Source organism: Telluria sp. PB2R4 (assembly GCF_059685695.1).
On the sequence record NZ_JCASIC010000014.1, the window covers coordinates 107,567 to 134,005 of the forward strand.

The window sequence follows — 26,439 nt, forward strand, 5'->3', positions numbered from 1 at the left end:
TAATAACGTGCATATGCTCTGATGCATTAAAATCGCTAGATTGCAATTGTCCCGCTTACCGAGAAAGTGTTTTTCCATGTCTGATTCGACCCTTGTGGCGCCCGGCGGCCGGCAGTCCGACTTGAACTGGCTCGCCGGCGGCGGTGAAATGGGCGCGCTGATCCGGTCGATGGACTGGTCCGCCACGCCGCTGGGACCGCTGGACCGATGGCCGCAGAGCCTGCGCACCACGGTCAGCCTGTGCCTGTCGTCGACCTTTCCCATCCTGGTCTGCTGGGGCGAACAGGATATCCAGATCTACAACGATGCCTATCGCCCGATCTGCGGTGACCTGCACCCGCGCTCGATGGGCGGGCCGTTCAAGGAAATCTGGGCGACCGCCTTGCCGGTGGTGGGCGAGGCGTTCGATCGCGCGCACAAGGGGGAGGGCGCGTATATCCGCGACCAGCGCATGTTCCTCGACCGTCATGGCTACCTCGAGGAAGCCTTCATGACCTTCTCGTTCTCGCCGATCCGCGACGAGTCGGGCGCGGTGGGCGGCATCTTCCACCCGATCACGGAAACCACGGCCCAGGTGCTGGGCGCCCGCCGCACACGCGGACTGCGCGAGCTGAGCGACGCCCTGGCCAGCGCCCGCAGCGCCAGCGAGATCGGACGCCAGCTCGCGGCCGGCCACGCGGCGCTGGCCGAGGACCTGCCTTTCGTCCTGTTCTACCAGCACGACGCCGCCACCGGCCAGCTGCTGCTGCGCGGCCGTGCCGGCATCGATGGCCATTGCGCGCTGGCTCCTGCAACCCTGGCCCTGGACGACGCCGTCTGGCCGTTCGCCCGGGCGGCCGCCGGCCGCGGCACCCGCCGCGTCGACGGCCTGGCCGCGCGCCTTGCCGGCACGCGCTGCGGCACCTATGACGAGGCGCCGGAGACGGCGATGGTGATGCCGGTGATCCTGCCCGGGCAGGTCGAACCCTACGGTTACCTGGTGGCGGGTGTCAGCGCCCGGCGCGCCATCGACGCCGACTACCGGAATTTCTTCGAACTGCTTGCTGCGGCCATTGGCACCGCGGTCGGCAACGTCACGGCCTACGAACTGGAGCAGCGCCGCGCCGAGGAGCTGGCCAAGATCGACCGCGCCAAGACCGCCTTCTTCTCCAACGTGTCGCACGAGTTCCGTACGCCCCTGACCCTGATCCTGGGGCCGCTCGACGACGCTCTGGCGGACCTTGAGGAGCCGCTCGGGCCGGCGCAGCGGCGCCGCATCGACCTCACGCACCGCAACGCGCTGCGCCTGCTCAAACTGGTCAATTCGCTGCTCGACTTCTCGCGCATCGAAGCCGGGCGGGTGCAGGCCAGCTACCAGCCGGTCGACCTGGCGCGCCTGACCACCGACCTGGCCGGCATGTTCGAATCGGCGATGGCGCGCGGCGGGCTGGCCTACCGGGTGGAGACCGAAGCGCTGGAGGCGCCGGTTTTCGTGGACCGCGACATGTGGGAAAAGATCGTGTTCAACCTGCTGTCGAACGCGTTCAAGTTTACGCTCGAGGGCGGCGTCACGCTCCGCCTGGCGCGCCACGGCAGCATGGCGCGCCTGTCGGTGATCGACACCGGCATCGGCGTCCCGGCCGGCCAGGTCGAGCGCGTGTTCGAGCGTTTCCACCGCGTCGAAGGCGCCGCCGGCCGGACCTATGAAGGCACCGGCATCGGCCTGGCGCTGATGCAGGAGCTGGTGTGGCTGCATGGCGGCAGCATCGCCGTGCACAGCGTCGAAGGCGAGGGCACCCGCTTCGACATCGACCTGCCTTTCGGCCACGCGCACCTGCCGGCCGAACGCATCATGCCGGCGTCGGCGCAGGAGAAGGAAGGCCAGCGCCTGGGCGCCGCGTTTGTGGAGGAAGCGCTGCGCTGGCTGCCGGACGAGGCGGCCGGCCCGGCCGGGCCGGTTCCGGTGGTGCTTCCGCTCCCGGCCTGGACCCCGCAGGCGCCGCCGCCCGGTCCGCGCCCGCGCATCCTGGTGGCCGACGACAACAACGACATGCGCGCCTACCTGAAGTCGCTGCTCGACCCGTATGCGGAGGTGAGCGTGTGCGCCGACGGCGAGGCGGCCTTCGCGCTGGCCCGGCGCGATCCGCCCGACCTGCTGCTGAGCGACGTCATGATGCCGCACCTGGACGGCTTCGGCCTGATCGCGCGCATCCGCGCCGACGCCGCGCTGCGCCAGCTTCCGGTCATGCTGCTGTCGGCGCGCGCCGGCGACGAGGCCAAGATCGAGGGCCTGCAGGCCGGGGCCGACGACTACCTGGTCAAGCCGTTCGCCGCGAGCGAGCTGTTGGCGCGGGTGCGCGGACAAGTGGCGCTGGCGCGCGAGCGCCGCCGCGAGCACCAGGAAACGGCGCGCCGCGAAGCGTATTTCCGCGCCCTGGTCGATGCTTCCCCCGCGATGCTGTGGACCACCGACGCCGGCGAGCAGTGCACCTACCTGAGCCAGCGCTGGTACGACTTCACTGGACGCCGCGTCGAGCAGGACCTGGGCCGGGGCTGGCTCGAGAACGTCCACCCGGACGACCAGCAGCGTACCGCCGATGCCTATCTGGAGGCGGCCGGCGCGCGCGCGCCGTTCGCGATCGAATTCCGGCTGCGGCGCCACGACGGCGCCTACCGCTGGGTGCTGGATTCCGGCCTGCCGCGCAGCGACGAAGCAGGGCGGGCGAACGGCTACGTCGGCACCGTCATCGACGTGCACGACAGCAGGACACTGCAGAAACGCTTCGAACGCGTGACCCAGGCCGGCGACATCGGCATCTGGTATGCCGACGCACCCTTCGGCCATTTCCGCCTGAACCGAGAGCTGGCGGTCCAGTTCGGACTGGACGGCAGCTGGCATGCCACCCTGGACGAACTACTGTCGGCAGTCGATCCGGCCGACTGCGGCCGCTTTGGCGAGCGCGTGCGGCAGGCCTTGCACGAAGGCAGCGCGCTCGACATCGAATTCCGTACCGCCGGCGCTGCGGGGCGTCCGGTGCGCTGGCTGCGCGCGCTCGGCTGGTGCGAGTTCGATGCCGACGGCCGGCCGCTGCGCTTCGACGGCGTGAGTTTCGACGTCAGCATCCACAAACAGGCCGAGCAGGAGCTGCGCTACCTGGCCGAGGAGCTGACGGCGAAGAACCGCCAGCAGAGCGAGTTCCTGTCCACGCTGGCGCACGAGCTGCGTAATCCGCTGGCGCCGATCCGCGCGGGCATCGAGCTGATGCAGGCGGGCGTCAGCGCCACCAGCGGGCGCGAGGTGCACGCCATGATGCGGCGCCAGGTGGATCACATGGTGCACCTGGTCGACGACCTGCTCGACATGGCGCGCCTGTCCGAAGGAAAGATGACGCTGCGCCTGGAACACGTGGCGCTGGACGGGGTGGTGCGCGACGCGGTGGAGATGGCCATGCCGCTGGTGAACGCGCGCGGCCACCGCCTGGCATTGCGCTTGCCGGAGAAGCCGGTGGCGCTGCACGTGGACCCGCACCGGGTGTCCCAGATCGTCAGCAACCTGGTGAACAACGCGGCCAAGTACACGGCCGGCGGCGGCGACATCGCGGTCGACGCCCGTGTCGAGGGGGGCGAGGCGGTGATCGCGGTGGCCGACAATGGCATCGGCCTGGCGGCCGATGCGCTGGAGCGGGTATTCGACATGTACGCCCAGGGCCAGGGTAGCGAGCTCATGGGCGAGGGCGGCCTCGGCGTGGGACTGAATCTCGTCAAACGCCTGGTGCAATTGCATGGAGGCACGGTCTTCGCGGAAAGCGATGGGCTCGGCAGAGGCAGCCGGTTTACGGTGCGCCTGCCGCTGCCCGATCCGGACAGCGCCGCGGCGCCGGAGCCGGATACGCCTCAGCCCGCCGCACCGGCCACGAACGAGGAGGCGGCAGGTCCGCTGCGCGTGCTGGTGGTTGACGACAACAGGGATGCGGCCGAGATGCTGGCTACCCTGCTCGAGATCGGCGGCCACCGCGTCGAGGTGGCCGAGGACGGCGCCGGCGCATTGCGCGCGGCGCGCGCGCTCCTGCCCGAGGTGGTCTTTTTGGACATCGGGCTGCCCGACATCAGCGGCTACGAGGCCGCGGCGGCCTTGCGCCGCGTCGACGGCATGGCCGGGGCGATGCTGGTCGCCTTGACCGGCTGGGGAACGGAGCAGGACCGCCTGCGCGCGCGCGAAGCCGGTTTCGACCACCACCTGACCAAGCCGGCGGAGTTCGATGCGGTCGAGCGCTTGCTGGCCGAAGCCGTGCAGCTGCGGATGAACAGGAAATCGGCAAACGACCAGGCCAACCCTGCCGGGCTGACCTAGTGGGCTGACCTAGTCGAAAAAAAACAGCGCACGAAACCAGCTTCCGGCGAGGCCGGAAGTCCCGGGGCCCGCGACGCGGGCCCCGTTCGTTGCGAGGCGGATGGTCTATCAGCCGCCGGTGCTAGGCGGGGTAGTGCCGGTGCCGGTGGTGCCGGTGGCCGGTGGCGGCGTCATGCTCGGGTCGGTGGTGGTGCCGGTGGCCGGCGGCGTGGTCATGCTCGGGTCGGTGCCGGTCGCCGGCGGGGTGGTCATGGTCGGATCGGTGGTGGTGCCGGTGGCGCCCGTGGTGCCGGTGCCGGTGGCGCCGGTGCCGGTGTCACCCGTGGTGCCGGTGGTGCCCGAGGTGCTGCTCGGTGCCGTGGCCGACGTGTCCGGCGTGGTGGTCGTGGTGTCGGTCGCCGGCTCGTTCTTGCGGCAGGCGCCCAGCAGGGAGGCTAACACGGCAGCCGTCAGCAGGATTTTTGGTGCTTTGGTCAGTGCTTTCATTGTTTAAACTCCTCGTTCACGTCTATCTTGTGCCGCAGTGTCCAGTGAAGGCTTGGACGGCTGTAGCGCCAGGTTAGGTCCTCTGAGGGTTCGGAAACCCAGCAGTGGAACCATCAGGGAACCGACGCAATACGCGGCCCCGGTCAGTGCACGAATCCGACTGGACTTGGACTGACGGCCGGGCCGCCAGTTCGCCGGATCGCATACTGTCGTACTTGATTCCGCAATGCACTGCGGAACGCACGGGTTCAGGAGTATTCGACTCCCGTTCCCTTGCCCACCGGCGTGTGCCGATTGGTTTCGCCGGCGCCCCAAAAACCTGCTGCGCGTTGCACTGGCGGTCTGCGATGCTCCGCTACGGCGGACCGGCTGTACTCTAGTACAGCTGCGCTTCTCGACCACCATTGCCGCCGCTCGCGACGGTTTTTCGGGGCGCCCTCTCGCCGGCATCCTTGCCGGCGATGTGTTCCAACAGCGCGGGTATCTCTTGTGATATTTCCCGCGCCAAATATCCCAAAGTGCCCATGCGTTCGGCGAGGCGCTCGCCGGCGCGGGCATGCAGCACCACGCCCCAGCAACCCGCCTGGTCCAGCGGTGCACCGCGGGCAGCCAGGCCGGCGATGATCCCGGCGAGCACGTCGCCCGATCCGGAGATGGCCAGGCCCACATTGCCGCCTTCATGCTGGTACAACGTTCCATCGGGCGTTGCGATGACAGTGCGCGCGCCTTTTAATGCGACCACCGCATTCCACGCGCGCGCCGCGTCGAGTGCACGCGAATCGGGCAGGTCGACGATCTCGTCCTTGGGGATGCCGGTGAGGTGCGCCATCTCGCCGGCGTGCGGCGTGAGGATGACAGGACGCGCGAAGCGCCAGGGCGCACCAGGCGGCCAGCCCGCCGGCGGATGCAGCAGCGCGCCCATGGCGCAGGCGTCCAGCACCACGCGCGTATCGGCCGCCTCGAAGCGCGGCAGCAGAGCATGCACCAGTTTCGACGTGGCCGGCTCGTCGCGCATGCCCGGTCCGATCAGCACGGCGTCGACGCGCTCGGCCAGCGGATCGAGGCAGGAGACCGCGTCCATGCTGAAGCCGGCGCTTGCATGCTCGAGCAGGCCGATCACGCGCGCCTCGGGCATGGCCAGTGCCACCAGCTGGGCCACGCTCTGGCCGGTAGCGATGGTGAGCTTGCCGGCGCCCGCGCGCAGCGCCGCGGTGGCGGCCAGGATGACCGCGCCCGGCATCTCGCAGCAGCCGCCGACGATCAGGACGTGGCCGCGGATTTCCTTGTCGCCTTCGACGGCCGGCATCGGCACCGGCCAGCCGCGCAGCAGGGCTGTGTCGACGTCATGCACGGCAGTGGCGCGGCGAGGCGTGTCGATGAATGTTTCCATGGATGGGCTCAGGCCTTCGGTGCGGCAGGCAGGTCCTTGCTGGCGGTGACGGGCGTGCCGGTCGCTTCGAGCGGCGCAACGAAATTGACCAGGCGCAGGGAGAGGTGACCGCCCTTGCCGAGGTCGGGATCGTATTCGTAGGAAGTGACCGAGCAGTTCGGCACATCGCCGGCGCGGTCGAATTCGAGGATGGTCTTTTCGTCGAGGCGCTCGAACAGGTAGCGGAAGCAATTGACCGTGACCTGGTGCGCGACGATCAGTACGCGCTCGCGGCAAAACTCGCGGTTCAGGGTGTCGATCACGCTGCGCAGGCGCAGGATCACATCGCACCAGCTCTCGCCACCGGGCGGACGGAAGTAGAACTTGCCGACGTGCTGGCGCTGTTCGTACAGTGCGGGATGGTGGTGCGCGATGCCGTAGGTGGTAAGGCGGTCGAGGATGCCGAATTCTTTTTCGCGCAGGCGTTCGTCGGATTCGATCACCAGCCGGGAACGCTGTACCGGGTCCAGCTGCTGCATCAGGAGATCGGCGGTTTCGAAGGCGCGCACGTAGGGCGAGTGCAGCACCACGGTCGGCTGCCGGTCCGGGGGCAGGGACGCAAACCAGGCGCCCAGGGCCTGCGACTGGCGCTCGCCCAGCTCGGACAGGGGCACGTCGACGTCGCGATCGGCGATGTCGATGAGGTGGCCTGCGGCGGCTTCGGCGAGGTCACGCGCGACATTGCCGGCGCTTTGACCATGCCTTACCAGCCATACTTCTTGAGGCCACTTTTGTTCCATCACTAGTCCGTCTCTGATATTGACTTGACATCATCATAGACGGATTCTACGGGCGCAAAGCGCACGATTGCAGGCCTTCCGCACAGGCTCGCAGCCGCGTCGGAAGGCTCTTACACCGTGATTTATACGGCTTGTGTTTCGCTGTCCAGATTGATTTCCGCGTCGCTATGAAACACACGCATATCGGTCTGTCCGAGTATGCGGCTGGTCAGCGTACCGGCGGTAATGGAACCGCTGACGTTGAGTGCCGTACGCCCCATGTCGATCAGCGGTTCCACCGAAATCAGGAGACCCGCCAGCGCCACCGGCAGGTCCATTGCCGACAGCACGATCAGGGCCGCGAAGGTGGCGCCGCCGCCGACCCCGGCTACGCCGATCGAGCCGAAGGCGATGATCGCCAGCAGCGGCAACAGGAAGGAGGCGGTGAACGGGTCGATGCCGACGGTCGGCGCGATCATCACCGCGAGCATCGCCGGATAGATGCCGGCGCAACCGTTCTGGCCGATGGTGGCGCCGAACGAGGCGGCGAAGTTGGCGATGCCTTCGGGCGTGCCCAGGCGCGCGGTCTGGGTCGCCACGCTCATCGGGATCGAGCCCGCGCTGGTGCGCGAGGTGAAGGCGAAGACCAGCACCGGGAAGATCTTGGTGACGAAGCGCAGCGGGTTCAGGCCGCTGCCGGTCACCAGCAGCAGGTGCACGCCGAACATCAGCGCCAGCGCGCAGTAGGACGCGGCGACGAAGCTGGCCAGGCCGAGGATGTCCTGCAGGCTCGAGCCGGCCACCACCATGGCCATCAGGGCAAACACGCCGAACGGCGTCAGGCGCAGCACCAGCGTCACCATGCGCATCACGATCACGTGCGCCATGTGCACGAAGTCGCTGAAGGACTGGAACACTTCGGGCTTCTTGCCGGCGATGCCGGTGGCCGAGATGCCGATGAAGATCGAGAACACCACCACCGCGATGGTCGAGGTCTTGCGGGCGCCGGTCATGTCCAGGAAGGGATTGGCCGGGATGAATGACAGCAGCATGCCCGGGAGCGAAATCTCTTTCGCCGCCGCCAGGTTGCCCTGCAGGTATTCGCCGCGTGCGATTTCCGCCGTGGAGGCGGTCAGGCCGGCCGCGCTCAGGCCGAACAGCTTGGCCATCAGGATGCCGATCGTGGCCGCCACGATGGTGGTGGCGATCAGGATGCCGATCGTCAGCGTGCTGATGGTGCCGAGCGAGGACGCATTGCGCAGCTTGAGGATGGCCTGCACGATCGACACCATGATCAGCGGGATCACGATCATCTGCAGCAGCTTGACGTAGCCGCTGCCGACCACGTCCAGCCAGGCGTTGGTGGCGGCGATGTCGGATGAGCCGGCGCCGTACACGGCCTGCATGGCCGCGCCCAGCAGCACGCCGAGGCCGAGGCCGGTGAATACGCGCTTGGTGAAGGAGACGTGGTTTGCCTGCAGGCGATACAGCAGCACGCACACCAGCAGGGCGACGACCAGGTTGATCAAGACAGGAACATTCATCGGAGCCTTTGCAAGGCAGCTCATGCGCTGCGGAAATCAATCGCAGCATTCTATAGGCAAACTGGCATCGCCGCCGAGTTCGCCCGAATGCGGGGCCTGGACTTCCCGTGTTGTCGCACCGACCATGGACGATGCAGCCATGCCTAGCCTGTGTCGCGGACTTACGACGCAGTGCAGCAAATCATGCAGTTGGTGCTGCAAATATGTAAAGCACATGGCAACATATTTCCATGATTCAATTTCTTTAAATATACGTCTGATCGGATCGTGTTCATCATGTTTAGCCATCTCACCATCAAGACCCGCCTCATCTTTGTTATCGTTTTCCTGTCCATCGAACTGATTGCCGGCGCCGTCATCGGCATCTACAACCTCGGCGCCGCCAACGCCAGGCTGAAGCAGATGCATGACGATCGCGTGGTCCCGATCGGCCAGCTCAGCCGCGTGATGCAGCTGATTACAACGAACCAGCTGCTGGTGGGCAAGGCTGCAGATGCAACCACCAAGGAACAGCGCGACGTCTTCCTGGCCCAGCTCGACGCCAATGTCGCCGAGGCGACCGCCACCTGGAAAGCGTACGAGCAGACCAGGCTGACGGCTGAAGAAGCCACGCTGGTGGCAAAGTTCGTCGAGGCCCGCAAAGCCTTTTTGGCACATGGCCTGATGCCGGCGGTGACGGCGGCGCGGGCCGGCGACGGCAGCCTCGCCAGCGAGCTGGTGACCGGAGAAGTGGCGCGGCGCTTCCAGCCCGTGAGCGAGCTCGGTACCCAGCTGCTCGCGCTGCAGCAGCGCGTGGCCAAGGAGGAGTACGTCGAGTCGCAGCAGGCCTACGACATCGTGCGCCTGGTCTGCCTGGCCGGCCTCGTGTTCGGCCTGGTGATGGCGGCCGTGGTCGGCTGGATGCTGGTACGCGCGATCGTGCGTCCGATCGAGCGGGCCGTGCAGATCGCCGGCGCGGTGGCGGCGGGCGACCTGAGCCAGAAGATCGAGGTGAGCTCGCACGACGAAACCGGTCGCCTGCTGCAAGCCCTGAAGGACATGAACACGTCCCTGGTGGGGATCGTCACCCGCGTGCGCGGCGGTACCGATACCATCGCCACCGCATCCGGCCAGATTGCCGCCGGCAACCTCGACCTGTCGACACGCACCGAGCAGCAGGCCGGTTCGCTGGAAGAGACGGCATCGTCGATGGAAGAGCTGACCTCGACCGTCAAGCAGAACGCCGACAACGCACGCCAGGCCAATGCGCTGGCGACCTCGGCCCGGCAGGTGGCGGGCAAGGGCGGCGAAGTGGTCGAGCAGGTGGTGCGCACCATGGGCGCGATCAACGGTTCGGCGACCCGCATCGTCGACATCATCTCGGTCATCGACGGCATCGCCTTCCAGACCAATATCCTGGCGCTGAACGCGGCAGTCGAGGCCGCGCGTGCTGGCGAGCAGGGCCGCGGATTCGCGGTGGTGGCGAGCGAAGTGCGCAACCTGGCACAGCGCAGCGCGGCGGCGGCCAAGGAGATCAAGGCGCTGATCGATGATTCGGTCGAGAAAGTGCAGCATGGTTCTGCGCTGGTCGACCAGGCCGGCGCGACGATGGCGGAGATCGTGCAGAGCGTGGGCCGCGTGACTGACATCATGGCCGAGATCAGCGCCGCCAGCCAGGAGCAGACCGCCGGCATCGAGCAGATCAACCAGGCCGTGCTGGAGATGGACCATGTGACCCAGCAGAACGCCGCGCTGGTCGAGGAAGCCTCGGCGGCGGCGCAGTCGCTGCAGCAGGAGGCGGCCGAACTGGCGCAGGCGGTCGGCATCTTCCGGCTCGATACGCAGGCCGCAGGGGCGCCGAAGGCGGGCGTGGTGCGGGCGCCGGCCGCGGCTGCGCGTCCGGCCAGGGCCCCGGCGCCGGCGCGCAACGAGGCGAAGGCGGTCGCACCGAAGCCGGCCCGCAAGGCCGCGCAGGGGACGGCAGCGGTAGCGACCGAGGGCTGGGAAGCGTTCTAAAGCGAAGCGGCGGCCACCGGGGCCGCCGCTTCGCAAACATCGTCTATGAGGCAGCGGGCTGGCAGGCGCGACTTACTCGAGGGTGACGAGGAGGGCTGCCGCGCCCACGCAGAGGCCGACAGCCACGCCGATGCGCTGGCGCAGGCGGCGGCTGTTCGACACGATGCCTTTGGCAAAGGTGCGCTTCGGCGCTTTCGGGTTACTGCGGTCCACGGTACTGGGGTGGATGCGTGGATGCGAGTGCTCGGTGTACATTGCTTTTCCTTTTACCGTCTCCACCAGAGACTGGCGTTCAAATAAGTGAATGGCGTTTGCTGGCGCGTTTGCTGACAGATATTCCAACTGAAACGCGTCGAATGTTGTCTATTTTACATGCTTGCTCAGCGAATACAAGGGCGCACACAATTCCTTACGATTTCAGGGTGTTGCCTCCAATAAACAATATGTTCCCATCCCCGGTCAATGTCAAGCGAATGCGCTGGAACGTAGGTTGTAACCAACAGTAGGGTCCGTAGCTGGAATTGATATGACCGCTGAGATCGTGACAAGTTCTCAACATGATACAAAAAGTTCGCGAATCTTAATTTTTTTGAATCGTTTCGCCGCCGCTCGGTGTTGGCTGTCCAAAATGATGCGGTGCACAGTCACCGTGCAGTTTTTGCGCTATCGCATAGTGCACCGGCCGTCACGCCGAACCAGCGTTCATTCTGCAACGGGATCTGGCATGGACCTTGCATATTGACATTGGCGTAATGGAGCGCACGCGAGTCCTGCCAGCGCCGGCAGGGCCCCACCAAGACAACGACGTCTATCCTGACATGCACTTATTCATGTCCGGGTACGCGTCATTTTTTTTGCCTGATTACATTAAGGATCGCGATGAAATATCGGAAACTCGAAACGAAGAGCGCCACGCCACAAGGTGCCGACGGGGTGAATGTCACGCGCAGGAACTTCATGCAGGGCGCAAGCCTGGCGGCGGGCGCAGGCCTGCTGGGTCTGGCAACGGGTGGGGCGTGGGCGGCCGGGTCGGACAAGCCGGAAAAGGAAGAAATCAGGATCGGTTTCATTCCGCTGACCGATTGCGCCTCGGTCGTGATGGCCTCGGTGCTGGGCCTCGACAAGAAGTACGGCGTGAAATTTGTACTGAGCAAGGAAGCTTCCTGGGCCGGCGTGCGCGACAAGCTGGCCAACGGCGAGCTGGACGCCGCCCATGTGTTATATGGATTGCTGTACGGCGTCCAGATGGGCATCGGCGGCCAGAAGAAGGACATGGCGGTGCTGATGGGCCTGAACAACAACGGCCAGGCGATCACGCTGTCCAGTCAGCTCGCCGCGAAAGGCGCGGTCGACGGTCCGTCGCTGGCAAAGCTGATGCGCACGGAGAAACGCGACTACACCTTCGCCCAGACCTTCCCGACCGGCACCCACGCCATGTGGCTGTATTACTGGCTGGCCGCCAACGGCATCAATCCGATGAAGGACGCCAAGGTCATCACCGTGCCGCCGCCGCAGATGGTGGCCAACATGCGGGTCGGGAACATGGACGGCTTCTGCGTGGGCGAGCCCTGGGGCCACCGCGCCATCATGGACAAGGTCGGGATCACCGCCATCACCACCCAGGACATCTGGCGCGACCATCCCGAGAAAGTACTGGGCAGCACGCGCGACTTCGCCACGAAGCACCCGAACACCTGCCGCGCCATGATGGCCGCCATCCTGGAAGCCGGCAAATGGATCGATGCCTCGCTGGCCAACAAGAACCGCATGGCCGAGGTCATCGCCGCCAAGTCCTACGTCAACACCAGCAAGGATGCGATCGACCAGCGCATCCTGGGCCGCTACCAGAACGGTCTCGGCAAGACCTGGGACGACGCCAACCACATGAAGTTCTACAACGATGGCCTGGTCAATTTCCCCTACCTGTCGGACGGCATGTGGTTCATGACCCAACACCGCCGCTGGGGCCTGCTGAAGGACGACCCGGACTACCTGGCCGTCGCTTCAAGCGTGAACCAGGTCAAGCTGTACACGGAAGCCGCCACCATGACCCGGACCCCGGTCCCGAAAAGCCCGCTGCGCACTTCAAAACTGATGGACGGCACGGTCTGGGACGGCAGGAATCCGAAAGCCTACGCGGCCTCGTTCAAGGTCAAGGTCTGAATTTTCACGTCGATTGAAAAGGAACTGCCATGAGCGCCATCCTGAGATCCATCCGCAATGACTTGCCGGCAGCAGCAGCGGCGACGCCCAGTCCCGACGCCATGGCAGTTCCGGCGCGTCCACCAGCCCGGCGCAAGCCCGCGGCCGCGGCCGGAGCCGTGCGGCGGGGCACGCCGCACTTTGCCAGGGCGGTGCGGCTGCTGCTGCCGCCGCTGGCCGGCATCGCGCTGGTGGTGCTGGCCTGGCACATCATCGCCAGCCGCAACAGCGCTTTCCCGACGCCGCAGGCGACCCTGCAGGCGGCGCTGGTCCTGTTCGCCGATCCGTTCCATTACACCGGCCCGAACGACCAGGGCATCGGCTGGAACGTGCTCGCGTCGCTGAAGCGGGTGGCGCTGGGCTTCGGCCTGGCCGCGCTGGTCGGCATCCCGCTCGGCTTCCTGATCGGACGGGTGCGCTTTGCCGGCGCCATGTTCGCACCGATCGTCAGCCTGCTCAAGCCGGTATCGCCGCTGGCCTGGCTGCCGATCGGCCTGCTGGTGTTCAAGTCGGCCGACCCGGCTGCGATCTGGTCGATCTTCATCTGCTCGATCTGGCCGATGGTCATCAACACCGCGGTCGGCGTGCAGCGCGTGCCGCAGGATTACATGAACGTGGCGCGGGTACTGAACCTGTCCGAATGGAAGGTGTTGACCAAGATCCTGCTGCCCTCGGCCTTGCCCTACATCCTGACCGGCGTGCGCCTCGCGATCGGCACCGCCTGGCTGGTCATCGTGGCGGCGGAAATGCTGACCGGCGGTGTCGGCATCGGCTTCTGGGTGTGGGACGAGTGGAACAACCTGAACGTCGCGCACATCATCATCGCCATCGTCATCATCGGCGTGGTCGGCCTGCTGCTCGAGCAGGGGCTGGTGGCCCTGGCGCGTGCACTGACCCACGAACAAGTAGCCAACTGAAGGAGGCACGATCATGGACAATCCAAAATTCATCGACATCAGCGGCGTGGAGATGGCCTTTCACACCAGGAAGGGCGTGTTCCAGGCCTTGCAGGGCATCGACCTCGCCGTGCGCAAGGGCGAGTTCGTCACCCTGATCGGCCACTCCGGCTGCGGCAAGTCGACCCTGCTGAACCTGATCGCCGGCCTGCTGAAACCGACCGAGGGCGTGCTGCTGTGCGCCAACCGCGAGATTGCCGGCCCGGCCCCGGAACGGGCGGTGGTGTTCCAGAACCATTCGCTGCTGCCCTGGCTGACCTGCTACGAAAACATTTATCTCGGCGTTGAACGGGTCTTCGGTGCGCTCGAGACCCGCGCCCAGCTGCGCGAACGGACCCGCGATGCGCTCGCGCTGGTGGGCCTGGGCAGCGCCGAGGGCAAGCGCCCGCATGAAATCTCGGGCGGCATGAAGCAGCGGGTCGGCATCGCGCGCGCGCTGGCGATGCAGCCCAAGGTCTTGCTGATGGACGAACCCTTCGGCGCCCTGGACGCGCTGACGCGGGCCCACCTGCAGGACGAGCTGCTCAAGATCGTTGCGGCGACCAAGTCGACCGTGGTGATGGTGACGCATGACGTGGACGAGGCGGTGTTGCTGTCGGACCGGATCGTGATGCTGACCAACGGGCCGGCGGCGACCATCGGCGAGATCGTCGAGGTGGGCCTGGCGCGTCCGCGCGACCGGGTGGCGCTGGCGCAGGACGCGCGCTATATGGAGTATCGCGGGGCGGTGCTGGAGTTCCTGTACCGGAAGCAGGCGCATCCGGCGGCGGAGGCAGCTTGAAAACAACAACGCCAACCCGAAGGTTGGCGTTCTTGTTTGATACTGAATTCGTGGTAGGCCGTGCGGGATTCGAACCCGCGACCAACGGATTAAAAGTCGCCGGGTCGAGATGAGCATTCTTTATTAATCAACGACTTGCAGCGCTTGCCAGATGCGATAACCAGTCATGTCAAAGGGGAGGAATGGTAGCTTATCAGGAGGCACGTCACAAGTACGGCACATGGTGACTCGGGCTCAACCGACCGTCGCAGGCACGCTGCCGATCAGCTTGCACCCGCATTCCGTCGTGCATCCCTCGACCGCAACGGGCACCCCGTCGACTGTAAGCGTGTTATGGGCGGTGATGATCTTGTTTACACCGTGTGGTTTGCCACCAGGGTAGGGTAGCGGACAATCAACTTTATCACCTACTCGGGCGATCGCTCTTCCCCGGATGTCGTGGTTGGGCGAACCGCTAATAACTGTGCCGCCATGATCGGTTTTGTCTCCGACTGTAATGATCTTTAATGACATTTGGCTTTCCAGTGGAATCGGTGACGTGAGTAGAGTAGTGGGTAGTCTGGCACAAGCTCAACTGCGTCCTGAACGCCTTGCCATGGCAGCCATATGTGCCTCTTCTCTGGCCTAGCAGGTTGTAGCTGAACCGGGGCAAATTTTCCGAATTGATAGGTGTGGCCATGCCTTTGAATCAGTCTGCATGAGTGATCTGCAACACTCGAAGCAACTGCTCGTCCCTAGCCCCAGCTCTTTCCGCATCAACATCAACGGAGACATTTCTGCAGAGGCAGTACTCATTATCCGAAGGGTTCGACCGGAGAATGCTCCAGCAGTTAATACACTGGTAGAACGTCCGGTCCGAGACTCGTAACGTCGCTCCGACGACATGGTTCAAATCTACGATGACCAAGTTGTTCGTCAACATAAATCATTTATTTGCCGTTATGTAGCATGCGCGGTCCGGCTAGTAATGCCGATACCAGTTGTATAGAGCCTTGCCTCTTTATCCTCATGCTGCCCTTTGACGAGCAAATAGATTGCACGTGCTTCTTGGTTAACCTGCTAAGTTTTTCTAGCCTTCCCCACCAGTCTTTTTGTGATAAATGAGGCAAGTAAAAGTCCCCAAGCCATTTCACGTGGCAACGCATTTCTATCTGCTTTAAAGCATCTTTGCGAGTGTCTGCCGACAGAGTTTGGTCTAACGCCAAATCAGCCAGGTGCTGCAGATCATCAGCATCTTTAATAAAACTCCCTTGATGTAAATCGGTAGCGATGCTAGAAATTGATTCTGAAAAGGTCGTCATCGTCTGATTGATTATGTATATGCGCGTTCTGCAGGTATGACTTGCCATCCCCCTTCCGGTTTGTTAGGCCCCCAACTGTAGCTGAGATGAATAGGATTCGGTGCGCAGACATGCATATTGATTCTAACCGAGCAATTTGATCAAATCATCAGAATTAAACTTCCCGCTGTGCTTGTCAGATAGTCGACCAATCGATCGTATCTTTTTCACCTGTTAGTCGAAAAATAAAATAATTGACCGCATGAAACTCATTTGAAAATACCGCCACATCAAAATTCTTTCTGCGTTGGGTGGTATATACTAACCAAAAGCTATTTCTCTTCTTAATAACAAGCTCACCAAATCCCGCCGCGAGTTGGCTCCCTAAGGTGTATTCATTTCTGTTAACTCCTTTTGTATCAAGAAAGTGTCGAACTTAATGGAGTAATGGCTCGATTGCCACTGCATTTGGGTGAGGAATTTCAAAGTCAAACTCTAGTAACTCGATAATCATGAGCGTCTCCATAGGCAACTCGAAGAAACTAACTGCCTTCTGATTTTTCACAGGCCCAAAGAGCCTATCTACTTATTTTCCTGCAAGCTTTCTCATTGCTTGTTCTGCGGCAATAACGGCCTCACCGGCAGGAAGAGAAATCGGCCAATATTCTATAACTAGCCTTGCTACACGATTCAAATCGGAAAATGAAATGGATTCAAGATTGTTTTCAACCTGTTTCAGGTAAGCGGTTAGAGTCTCTCGAACAAAATGCAAATGTTCAGGAGTGACTCCCGAGTCAGGCGGCAACGAATCGATTTGTTGAAGGGCAAAGCGAAGCTTCGACGCGACGGTTTCGGTTTTAGTCATGGCAGCTTATGGTTTACTTAATTTATTAAGATCAAGTACAAATTTTTGGACTTGACCACCTGGTAAGCACGGGCCTTGTGCGGATGCTCGGCCTTCGATCATTGACGTCCCGGGCTCGATTTTCCATTGTTGAACTTTGTTCATATCGTTCCACTCACGTTTCACCGCAAGAGATTCCCGAGTAGCAGGGAAAGTCTCGAACAAATATCGGCCCTTTGCATGTGCCTTAGTTTCATCATAATAGCGCAGGCCATATTCGCTTTTCCCTGCTGGACGCATTTTTATTGTGTCGCGGTCAAACGATTCGAGAATTTCTTTTCGACGTCCTCGTGATATTCCGGCTTCCTTTAGATGTTGTGACGCATTCTTTACTCCTGCATATGGATTGCAGAGACAGCACGCCGTTAGTCCCAATGGGTCGATCCAGCTGATCGGATTTGGCGCATATCGATAGAGATTGATGCCGCCCGCAAGGCCAACAGAGTCCTGAGAGAGATAACGAACCGTATCGGGATCGTAATACCGATGCCGGTTGTAATGCAGTCCCGTCTCTTCATCAAAGTACTGCCCCTGGAACCGGATCGGATTGCGCATCCCGGCCTTGCGCGCCGCCTCGCTGATCGCCTCTTTTGCTTGGCCCCACGCCCTGTACTGCGCCGACCACGCAACCTTGCCCTCGTAATCCGTCAACTCCTGCGGCGTGCCCAGATGATCGCATTGATAGAAGGCGATCTCTTTTTTACCGAACGGCTCGGCTTCCTGTTCGTACTCACCGTTCCAGAGCGGATCAAGTGCAATATCGTACTTGCCGCCGTTGCCCGCCATTAGCGCCTTGACATCGGTGGTGGGGGGCAGTCGAAGCGCTTGGCTTCGGGTGGCCTGCACCAGCGGTACGAAGCCGTCGCGCTCGTACACATAGTGCACGGTCCGTTCACCCGCCGCATGCCCCCGGTACACGCTGCTTTCGAATGCCAGCGTGTCGCCGTCCCAGCCGTACATGGTCCGGGCCGTCTCCCGGACGGTAGTGCCATCGATCGCCCCGCTGTGCTTGGCAATACGCCGCCCCAGCGGATCGTAGGCAAAGGTGGTGACGCCATGCCAGGTCGTGGCGCGGGTCATCCGGTTGAACGCATCCCATTCATACTCGGACCGAAGGCCGTCCTGGGTACGTTCCACGATGTTGCCGCGTTCGTCATAGCGGTAGCGGAGGCCGGCATATTCCTTGAGCAGATTGTCCAGCAGTTTCGGCAGCGGGACACGGCGCGTAAGGGGTTCCTGCTGTGCAGTATCGGCTGCCTGGCTGTTGCCGGCCGGATCAAAAGCGAAGGTTTCACGACCCAATGCGCTACTTGCCGTCACCAGCCTTCCGACCGGGTCGTAGCGGTACTCGAGGCGGCCGCGCCGGCTGTCTTCGAGGCTAATCAGTTGGCTGGACGGGTCAAAGCGGTAGCGCCGCAGGATCGCGGCTTGCATGCCGACCTGGACGTCGGGACGGTACGTGCCGGGGTAAGAGTTCCGGTCCTTCTGGCTGGCCTGTGCGATGGCGCCGAGCTGCTGTTCGATCAGGCGTCCAAGCGGGTCGTACTTCATCGTTTGTAGCAGGCCGTTGGCTTGGGTGCGGCCGGTTTCCTGGTAGAGCGCGTCGCGCTCGAAGGAGACGAGGTCCTGCCCGTCGAGCAGCAGGCCGTGTACGTGGCCGGCGCCGTAGGTCAGCCATTCGATGCGGTGGCCATCGGGCCGGGTAGTGCCGGTGCGCTGGTTGAGTTCGTCGTAGTGGTGGTGCCAGACCGCGGTGCGCTTGTCGGGATGGAACGGGCCGTGGTAGTGCTGGTGTTCGCGGACTAGGTTGCCGGCGTCGTCGTAGAACCATTGCAGCCTGGCGTGTTCGTTCTTTGCTTCGGCCAGCTGGCCGTTGGCGTTGTAGGAGAAGGTTTCGATTTGCTCCGGCTGGCCGGAGACTGCGGCCCGGCGTTGCACGAGCCGACCCATGGGGTCGAAGTCGAGCCGCGTGGCTACGCCGGCTTCGACAGTTTCCGCCAGCACGCCGCTGGCTTCGTCGTAGCGGTATTCGGTTGCCTTTCCGTCGAAGCCCTGTTCCTGCAGCAGGCGGCCGACAGGATCGTATTGGAAGCGATAGACACTGTCGTTTTCGTTTTCCAGGGCGGTCAGGCGGCCAAGCAGATCCCACTGGTAGCGAAGGCTCTGTCCCAGCGCATCGGTGCGCTTCGCGATCAGTCCGGTTGCGGTATAGCGATAGGCCGTGGTGCGCTGCAATGCGTCGGTGTGCGAAAGCAGCCGGCCTTCGGCGTCGTGCCGTAGTCGCTCTTCGCTGCCGTCGGGGTGGATGACGGCTTCGAGCTGGCCAGGGTAGTTGCCGCTATCGGAGCCTTCGCTGTGCGCTTGCGCCAACGTTTCGGCACTGAGCCGGGTGTAGCGGTAGCGGGTCTCGTTGCCGGCGGCGTCGATGCTCTTGACCAGGCGCTTGCGGTCGTCGTATTCCCATTGGCTGCTGTGCCCGGAACAGTCTGTGTAGCCGGCGAGCTGGCCGTCGGGGGTGTAGGCGAGTTTCTTGACGCCGCCCTTGGCATCGGTGACTTCGATCGGCCGGCCAGCCTTGTCGTACGCATATTCCGTCTTGTTGCCGCGCGGGTCTGTTTCCTCGACCAAATGACCCTGGGTATTGTAGTCGCGCTTCCAGGTGCCGCCTTCGCCGTCGCGGATGCCGGTGACGCGGTGCTGGCTGTCATACTCGAAGTGGACTTGGGTGCCGTCGGCGCGGGTGTGCGTAAGCAGGTTGCCGTGCTCGTCGTAACGGAGATGCTCGCTGCTGCCGTCGGCGTGGATGTGACGAACGACGTTCTTGGCCTCGTCGCGGAACAACCACTCCTCGCCCCCGTCCGGATACACGACGCGGTAGGTGTAGCCGGCGATGTCGTAGTAATAGCGGGTCTCGTGGCCAAGCGCATCAAGGACGTAGGTCAGGCGGATGTTCTTGTCCCATTCGAGCCGGGTGTCGTTGCTGCCGTCGTCGGCCCACTCGCGGATCGCTTTGGCGTGAAGCCCGCTGTCGATGCTGGTGTCGTAAGCGAGGTTCATGCCGCGCCCGGTGCGGTCGGTGTAGCGGGTGACGAGGTGGCGGTCGTACTGGTACTGCCAGGTGGCGGCGTTTTCGTCCTGGGCGCGGATCAGGTCGCCGTGGTCGTCGTAGTTATAGGCGGCGAGCTGACGCAGCAGCTTGCCGTCCTTGATTTCCCAGAGCGCGCGGATGCAGCCGGTATCAAGGTCGACCTGGGTGCCCGCATGCGCGACGATGGTCTCGCCCTGCTTGCTGATGATGTCGCTGAGCACCTGTTCGCCGGCGTACGGGCCATTGGCGACGACGTGGTCGTAGCGCAGGCCGAGGGCGGCGCCGTCGCGGGCATGCAGTGCGATCAGCCGAAAATGCTCCTTGCCCAGCTCAAGCGCCTTGGCGCGCACGGTGTCGACCAGCTCGTAGGTTTCGCGCCAGGGGCTGGGCGCTCCTTCAGGCAGCGGCTTGCCGAAGTCGAGCGTGAGAAGGGTGGCGCTGACGCGGGTGAGCGTGATCTGCTCGACCGGGTCGTGGTGACGCTGGCCGATGCCAAGATACGGGTAGCGGTGGCTGCGGCCGTCGGCGGCGTGATAGAGCAGGGCAGTTGGCTTGCCTTTGCCCACGACGTCGATGCGGGTGCTGTACGGGGTAAGCCAGCGGGCGCCAAGATTGCCGCGGTCATAGGCGCTCAGCTGGCTGCGGTAGGTGCGGCTCCAGGTGATCGGAAGCGGCGCATCCAGTACGAAGTCAAAGTGGGTGAAGGTTTCGGCGCCGGTGGCGAAGCTGATCGAGTGCGCGGTGCCGCCTTGGGCGGGACACAGCTTGCAGGCATTGGCATCGCCCTTGGCCGGGCGTTGCCGGCTTGTTGCGCCCAGCTCATGTCCGGGGTTGTTCTTCTTGTGGTCCGCGCTCTTGCTTGATGGGACCAGGGCTGGGTACCGCCGCTTGTGCTTAGTGACCGCGTCGCGCAGCCGCACCAGTATCCACCGGATGCTCATTTGCTTCTGTTCGTCGGCCAGGGCGGCGAGCTTGCCGCGAAACGCCGGCTTGAAGTCGGTCAGGTGCTTGACAAGGTTTGTTATGCCAGCCTCCGCCTTCTCCGGCAGCTGGCTGGCTGCGGCGGCGACCACGTAGTTCGCGCTCTTCTTGTACTGGCGGCCAAGGGCGCCCAGCATGCGGCGCCAGCTGCTTTGCGCTTTCGGGTCGTGCAGCTTGTCCTCCACTTCCGCTGGGGAGGCCACGTCGAACAGCGGTTCCTTGCCGATGCAGCGATTGAGGACCTTGATCAAGTCGTCGGCAACTCCGTCGGCGGTATTGGCGCAATCGTCCAAGATGCAGGCCAGCTTGCCCATCGCGCTGTCGACAAAGGTGTCGATCTCGCCGGCCAGCCTGGCGTTGAGGTGCACGACCAGCACCTCGACCAGCGCGCTGCCGAGATCCTTGGCGCCCGAGGCCAGCTTTTGCCGGACCAGGTGCAGCGCCGGCCGCAGGCTCATGCGCGCCGCGTTGCCTGCCCCCGGGGCTATGCCGATCAGGTTGATGCCAAGGCTTACCCATAGCAGGAAATCGATTTCCTTGGCACCCTTGGCGAGGCCTTTCTGGATTATCGCCACGATATCCATGATGGCGTCGATCAGCGCCATGATGTTGCCGATCACCGGCAGGCTGCCGGCCACAGTGCTCAGGCGCTCCAGCGTGACGTAGTCGTCGCTGATCTTGCGCAGCCATTTGTCGAAGGCGGCGGCGCCGGCGCCGACGTCCTGCTGGTCGATGGTGTCGAGCGGGGCGACTGCGACTTCCGGTGCGCGTTCGGCGGGTTTGGACTGGGCCTGCGTGGGTTCGGTCATGGTGGTTTTTTATCTTTTTATATGACGGATTTTTTCGGGATCGAGGGCGGTACGTCAGCACCAATGCGCGGCAGCGCTCCGGCCAAACCGACGATCGACGCGACGGCGGCAGGCTTGCCGGCACTTGACGCGCCGGTCGGGAGCTTGGTCGCGACGTTGGCCAGGGCCACCTGTCCGGCAGCGTACAGCAGTGCTTGCGCGCCGCCTTTAGGCAGAGACTGCACCGCACTTGCCGCTTGCTGCGCGTTTTGCGCAATCGTGCCGAGCTTGCCGACTGCGCCATTGAGGCTGCCTGCCGCAGCTTTGGCGCCGGCGAGCAGTCCGGAGTTCTGTGACCTCGGCGCCGGCACTGGCCGATCAGGCGTTGCCGCAGCATCTGCGCCAGCCTCGGGCAGCGCTGTGGTCGGCCATTCGGTCCCCTGCCCGAGGTAGCTGTCTTCATCCCACGGGTCGCGCGGGTCCTTGCCGTAGCTGACCGTGGCCACTCCCATCGGCAGGCCCGCCACGCTGGCAAAGCCGTCGCCATCGAGCGTCCCCTGGTGGACGCCACCTTCGGCGTCAATGACGGTGTATTCGCCTTGCCGGATGCCTTGCTTCTTGCCGCCTTCCGGGTTCACGTACTGGTGATACAGGTCGAGCTGTCCCGGCGCCAACTGCACGGGCTGCGGCAAGGCCGGCGTGCCTTCGCTCTTGCCAGGCTCGAAGCTATGATGCGCCGCATGTTGGATCCAGTTGCCGCTGGTGCCATGCACGATCCCCGATGCGTTCCAGCGGCTGAAGCTGGTGCCACCGTTGATTACCACCTCTTCCTTTGCCGTGATCGTGATCCGGTTGGCCGTATGGGTAATGTTGAGCTTGGCCAGGATGTTGACGCTGTCCTTCAAGGCCGTGATGTCGATGTCGGCGCTGGCCGCCACCAGCTTCATGCCGGCCTTGTAGGCAAACATGCGCACCGCTTCCTTGACGCTGACGAGCAGGCTCTTGCCCGCGCTCAGGCTGGCATGGCCGCCGCTGCTCAGGGCGGTGTGCTCCACGCTCATCAGGTGGGTGGAACCCTGCGTGCTGGTTTCGATGCCGGCGGGGCTGGCTAGAAGCAGGTGGGGAGCCTGGAATTCCGGGAATTCGCCTTGCGCAGGTTGGCCCCCTTTGCCTTTGATGGCGTCGACCTGCGCCTGCAGCGCGGCGACGACCTGGTCCTGGTCGCCCGGCTGGTGTGCCTGCGCCTGTTGCGCGACCTGCGACAGGCTGTCGTGCAACTCCTGGCCCTGGGCCATACGCGCCAGCGTCTCCGCCATGTCGGTGATATGGGCACGGGCGTTCGGCCGTCCTTCGGTGCTGAGCAGCAGGCCCTGCTGCGCGCGCACCGCACCAATGCCGTCGGTGCGCAGCTCGAAGCCCTGGCCGCGCGCATCCTTGCGTCCGGCATTGTCTTCGATGCGGGCGATATGGCCGAGGCTGAGCTGGCTGGCGAGATGGTCGCTCTTGAGCTGCACCTGGATATGCCCCTGTGTGTCATCCAGCACAAGATGGTTGCTGCGTCCGCCGGGCGCGTTGCCGCCCCCGGCGGTCAGTTCCCGGCTTCTGAGCCCCGTCAGCGCCCGCTGTTCGGGCAGCTTCCACGGCGGCATATAGCTCTGGTTGTACACGGAGCCGGTCACGATCGGATGGTCAGGATTGCCGTCGAGCCATTGCACGATCACTTCCGATCCGACCCGCGGATGGCTGGTCAAACCCTTCTCGCCGCCGGCCCAGTTGCTGCTTACCCGTACCCAGCAGCTACCGCTTTCGTCCCGGTCCCAGTGAAATTTGACCTGAATGCGCCCGTACTGATCCACATTCAGGCTGCCTTGGCCTTCCGGGCCGACCACGATGGCGGTCTGCAGGGCCAGCAGTCTGGTGTCAAGGCTGTTGAAGCCGCGTCCCGGACGCCAGGGCACGGCCTTGGTCTGGCAGAGCAGGCGGTTCTTGTACTCGGCGAGCGCACCCTTGCCTTGCGGATAATTGTTGCTGGCTTCGTGATGCACCTCCAGGATCAGGAATTCGCAGTTTTCGCTTTCGCTGAAATGGTCGAGGAGCTTGAACCATCTGCCCGCCGCGACTTGCCGGTTGTTACCCTCGGCTTCGTACAGCTTGCCGCGAGCTTCGATTTCTTCCATGCGCAGTCGCGCAAGTTGGTCGGCGCCCGGCTGGTGCTTGAAGCCGTAATGCCCCTCGTAGCTGTGCACCTCCAGCTGCGGAATATCGCCTTGCTGGTTGATGGTGACGGTATTCGCATGTACCGGGTGCGGATTCTTGAAGTCGAAGCCGCTCACCGCTGCTTGTCCGGATGCCCAGCGGCGCAGCGGGCTCCAGTGGTTGATGGCGTTTTCTTCGGCCGCGCCACCGGCACCATGGAAGCGGATGCCGGGCGACGGCCCGTCGATCGGTGCCGAGGTGCGCGTGTCGTCGCAGACTTTTAGCAGGTGACCCTCATCGGTATGCTCGTACCAATAGCTGTAGCCCGCCGCTTCCCAGCGCCGGCACAGGTAGTTGTGGTCGGTCTCGTCCCATTGGGTTGCCATCGTCAGCTGCGGCTGTTCGCCGGCGACTTTCCAATCCCATGCAGGCAGGCTGCCGTAGTCGGCGAAGATCGTCTCGGTCTGTTCGCGCAAGCTTTGCGCATGGAACAACCGGTTGTTCCGGCGCAGGCGCGTGTACGCCAGCCATGGTTTCAAGACGGCTTCATAGAAGGCCACGCCGCCGTCCGTCTTGACCAGCTTGAACGAAGCGACATAACCGGTGAATGGACGCAGGCTGCCGTCGTCCTGTACCAGCGATACGCACAGCAGCTTGCCATGCATCGCCTCGAGCTCTATCCCGGCGTCGTCGCTCAGCATTTCCACCTTGAACTCGAAGTCGCACGACAGGTATTCCGTGCCTTCGAACCGGTTCACCACGAGCATGGCGTGCGGGCCATCGTTCCCCGGGAACGACAAGCGCAATAGACGGGTGCTTCGGTAGGCTTCCAGTAGTGCTTGCAGGTCAGTCATCGTAGTCGATCATCGGTTGAGCTGGACATTGTTGAATTCGAGATGCTCAAAGCGGCTCAGAGCGCGTCTGAACTTGCGACGAACTTATTGACTGTAGTAACTAAATTGCGATTAGCCAGTGACAAAACGCAAATCCTGTTCGACCGGTTGTTGCACGAAGCGCGCATCGTGCCGATCGCCGGTGAACTCTTTCGCTTGAAGCAATAGCGATAGGCCGGCGTTGCAAAAAATGGAAACGATGTTGTAGAGACTGGGTGAACACGGACAGTGTTCAGCGATGGTGTGTATCAGTTTTCAATGGCTGGCACGATGAAATCTGTATCAGTTTTCAATCGCCGTTGACAGCGCACAGCATGGATCGCGGCAGATGAGGCAAATGGCGGCGAGGACATTCACGTTTCGCTGTACGAATTGGCGGTGGGGGTGCTGGAACGCCAGCGTGGCAAGCATTCAGAGCGTGTCTTCACGTATGAGGGCAACCCGATCAGGTACGTGAACACGAAGGCCTGGCGTAATGCGCTGAAGCGGGCCGGCATCGCGGATTTCCGCTGGCACGATCTGCAGCACACTTGGGCGAGCTGGCCGATCCAGAATGGCACGCCCTTGTACGACCTGCAGGAGATGGGCGGCTGGAAATCGGCGGCGATGGTGCTTCGGTACGCGCACCTGGCGCCGGCGAACATGGTGCGTCACGCGGCGGTAGCGGATGGGCTGCTGCGCGCCACAAGTACGGCACAGTAGGTAGAAGAGGGGACTGCCGTACGAACAAAAAAAGGCGTCACGATCACTCGTAACGCCTTCATTTGATACTGCAAATTCGTGGTAGGCCGTGCGGGATTCGAACCTGCGACCAACGGATTAAAAGTCCGCTGCTCTACCAGCTGAGCTAACGACCCGAAAGAAGCGAGATTATAGGGGGCGCCGCGCCCGGTGTCAAATGCTGTCGGACATCACGGCGCACCGCAGGCTACGCGCCCCGGACTTACTTCAGCGACGCCAGCCGATCCTTGGCCGTGCGCGCCGCGCTCGATTCCGGATACTTCGACACCAGCTGCTGCAGTGCCTTCTTGGCGTTCTTGCTGTCCTTCAGCAGGGCATAGCTGCTGCCGATGTTCAGCATCGCGTCCGGCACCTTGGGGCTGGCGGAGTAAGTCGTGGTGAGTACTTCCTGGGCGGCGATGGCCTTCTTGTAGTCGCCCAGCGCGTAGTAGGCGTTGCCCAGCCAGTATTGCGCGTTGGCGGCGTAGGCCGAGTCCGGGTAGCGGCGCACGAAGTCCTGCAGGGCGGCGGTAGCGCCCTTGTAGTCGCCGGACTGGAACATGGCGGTCGCGCTGTCGTAGGCGGTTTTTTCGGATGGGAGCACCGAGGCCACCTGGCCGTCGACGGTTTCCTGCTGCGGCTCGACCTTCTTGAGGCGTGCGTCGAGGTCAGTGTACAGCTGCTTCTGGCTTTCCTGGGCGCGGCTGATCTGGTTGGCCAGCACTTCGATCTGGCCGCGCAGGCGCGCAATTTCCTGCATGGTCTGCTCGTGCTGGTTCAGCATGTCGAGCTGGACGGTCTTGTCGGACTTGGTCTCGATGCGGGCGTTCAGGTCGCGGGCGATGGCGTCGACCTTGGCGCGCAGGTCGAGGATGGCCTTGCGCGCTTCCTCGTCGTCGAGCAGGCCGGCATGCGCCTGCAGCGGCATCCAGGCCGCCAGGACCAGGGCGGCCAGACGGGAAGGGGACAGTTTCATCATGGTCAATCTTTCCGGTTGCAGAGTAAAGCGCCTAACAAAACCTCCATGGCTGCGTTGCACCGTCTTGCCGTACAGGCGTACTGTCTGCGACGGTGCGCCTTGCCCTGAAGGTTCTGTTAGTCGCTTGAAAAAAACGGGGCGGATGCAGTCTGACTGCCATCCGCCCCG

The 26,439-nt window shown here is 63.5% G+C and carries 17 protein-coding genes and 1 tRNA gene; 6 read left to right on the forward strand and 12 right to left on the reverse strand.

Going from position 1 to position 26,439, the window contains the following annotated elements; all coding sequences use genetic code 11:
• The first annotated feature begins 76 nt into the window (after positions 1 to 76).
• Positions 77 to 4,330 (forward strand): ATP-binding protein, encoded by a 4,254-nt coding sequence (locus AC56LU_RS20545; protein WP_497177471.1) that lies wholly within the window; start codon positions 77 to 79, stop codon positions 4,328 to 4,330.
• Between the two features lie 108 nt (positions 4,331 to 4,438).
• Here the strand turns inward: AC56LU_RS20545 and AC56LU_RS20550 are convergent, their stop codons facing one another.
• From AC56LU_RS20550 to AC56LU_RS20565, 4 genes are all read right to left on the reverse strand, one after another.
• Entirely contained in the window at positions 4,439 to 4,816 is a 378-nt protein-coding gene (locus AC56LU_RS20550) for a hypothetical protein (protein WP_497177472.1), read from the reverse strand.
• 376 nt (positions 4,817 to 5,192) lie between these two features.
• A complete protein-coding gene (locus tag AC56LU_RS20555; RefSeq protein WP_497177473.1) occupies positions 5,193 to 6,206 on the reverse strand; it encodes an NAD(P)H-hydrate dehydratase in 1,014 nt (337 codons plus the stop codon).
• An 8-nt stretch (positions 6,207 to 6,214) separates the two neighbouring features.
• The gene (locus tag AC56LU_RS20560) at positions 6,215 to 6,985 is read right to left on the reverse strand and encodes a histidine phosphatase family protein (RefSeq protein ID WP_497177474.1); all 771 of its coding nucleotides are present in this window, start codon (positions 6,983 to 6,985) and stop codon (positions 6,215 to 6,217) included.
• Positions 6,986 to 7,107: 122 nt separating this feature from the next.
• A complete protein-coding gene (locus AC56LU_RS20565; RefSeq protein ID WP_497177475.1) occupies positions 7,108 to 8,508 on the reverse strand; it encodes an L-cystine transporter in 1,401 nt (466 codons plus the stop codon).
• A gap of 276 nt (positions 8,509 to 8,784) precedes the next feature.
• On the opposite strand from AC56LU_RS20565, the gene AC56LU_RS20570 reads away from it, so the two are divergent.
• Positions 8,785 to 10,503 (forward strand): methyl-accepting chemotaxis protein, encoded by a 1,719-nt coding sequence (locus AC56LU_RS20570; protein ID WP_497177476.1) that lies wholly within the window; start codon positions 8,785 to 8,787, stop codon positions 10,501 to 10,503.
• A gap of 72 nt (positions 10,504 to 10,575) precedes the next feature.
• Here AC56LU_RS20570 and AC56LU_RS20575 read toward each other — a convergent pair whose 3' ends face one another.
• Entirely contained in the window at positions 10,576 to 10,758 is a 183-nt protein-coding gene (locus tag AC56LU_RS20575; RefSeq protein WP_497177477.1) for a hypothetical protein, read from the reverse strand.
• A gap of 624 nt (positions 10,759 to 11,382) precedes the next feature.
• Here AC56LU_RS20575 and AC56LU_RS20580 point away from each other — a divergent pair.
• Genes AC56LU_RS20580 through AC56LU_RS20590 form a run of 3 tightly spaced genes read left to right on the forward strand, consistent with a single transcriptional unit; the run spans position 11,383 to position 14,442 of the window.
• Positions 11,383 to 12,666, forward strand: a complete 1,284-nt coding sequence (locus AC56LU_RS20580; RefSeq protein ID WP_497177478.1) for a CmpA/NrtA family ABC transporter substrate-binding protein — start codon at positions 11,383 to 11,385, stop codon at positions 12,664 to 12,666.
• Positions 12,667 to 12,695: 29 nt separating this feature from the next.
• Complete coding sequence (ntrB, locus tag AC56LU_RS20585) at positions 12,696 to 13,622, forward strand: nitrate ABC transporter permease (protein WP_497177479.1); 927 nt, start codon at positions 12,696 to 12,698, stop codon at positions 13,620 to 13,622.
• Between the two features lie 13 nt (positions 13,623 to 13,635).
• Entirely contained in the window at positions 13,636 to 14,442 is an 807-nt protein-coding gene (locus tag AC56LU_RS20590) for an ABC transporter ATP-binding protein (protein ID WP_497177480.1), read from the forward strand.
• Between the two features lie 234 nt (positions 14,443 to 14,676).
• Here AC56LU_RS20590 and AC56LU_RS20595 read toward each other — a convergent pair whose 3' ends face one another.
• The 5 genes from AC56LU_RS20595 to AC56LU_RS20615 all read right to left on the reverse strand — a co-directional run bounded on the left by AC56LU_RS20595 (position 14,677) and on the right by AC56LU_RS20615 (position 24,533).
• Positions 14,677 to 14,955 (reverse strand): PAAR domain-containing protein, encoded by a 279-nt coding sequence (locus AC56LU_RS20595; RefSeq protein ID WP_497177481.1) that lies wholly within the window; start codon positions 14,953 to 14,955, stop codon positions 14,677 to 14,679.
• 416 nt (positions 14,956 to 15,371) lie between these two features.
• A complete protein-coding gene (locus AC56LU_RS20600) occupies positions 15,372 to 15,743 on the reverse strand; it encodes a hypothetical protein (protein WP_497177482.1) in 372 nt (123 codons plus the stop codon).
• Between the two features lie 565 nt (positions 15,744 to 16,308).
• Positions 16,309 to 16,587 carry a hypothetical protein gene (locus AC56LU_RS20605; protein ID WP_497177483.1) on the reverse strand — a complete coding sequence of 93 codons (279 nt, stop codon included), beginning with the start codon at positions 16,585 to 16,587 and terminating at the stop codon, positions 16,309 to 16,311.
• 6 nt (positions 16,588 to 16,593) lie between these two features.
• Positions 16,594 to 21,504 carry an RHS repeat-associated core domain-containing protein gene (locus tag AC56LU_RS20610; RefSeq protein ID WP_497177484.1) on the reverse strand — a complete coding sequence of 1,637 codons (4,911 nt, stop codon included), beginning with the start codon at positions 21,502 to 21,504 and terminating at the stop codon, positions 16,594 to 16,596.
• A 17-nt stretch (positions 21,505 to 21,521) separates the two neighbouring features.
• Positions 21,522 to 24,533, reverse strand: coding sequence for a type VI secretion system Vgr family protein (locus tag AC56LU_RS20615; protein ID WP_497177485.1), 3,012 nt, complete (start codon positions 24,531 to 24,533; stop codon positions 21,522 to 21,524).
• Between the two features lie 357 nt (positions 24,534 to 24,890).
• Here AC56LU_RS20615 and AC56LU_RS20620 point away from each other — a divergent pair, with 357 nt between their 5' ends.
• Positions 24,891 to 25,274 (forward strand): tyrosine-type recombinase/integrase, encoded by a 384-nt coding sequence (locus tag AC56LU_RS20620; protein WP_497177520.1) that lies wholly within the window; start codon positions 24,891 to 24,893, stop codon positions 25,272 to 25,274.
• 79 nt (positions 25,275 to 25,353) lie between these two features.
• On the opposite strand, the gene AC56LU_RS20625 is transcribed toward AC56LU_RS20620, so the two are convergent.
• A tRNA-Lys gene (locus AC56LU_RS20625) sits at positions 25,354 to 25,429 on the reverse strand.
• A gap of 86 nt (positions 25,430 to 25,515) precedes the next feature.
• On the reverse strand, positions 25,516 to 26,271 hold the full coding sequence (ybgF, locus tag AC56LU_RS20630) for a tol-pal system protein YbgF (RefSeq protein ID WP_497177486.1): 756 nt from the start codon (positions 26,269 to 26,271) through the stop codon (positions 25,516 to 25,518).
• Positions 26,272 to 26,439 lie beyond the last annotated feature (168 nt).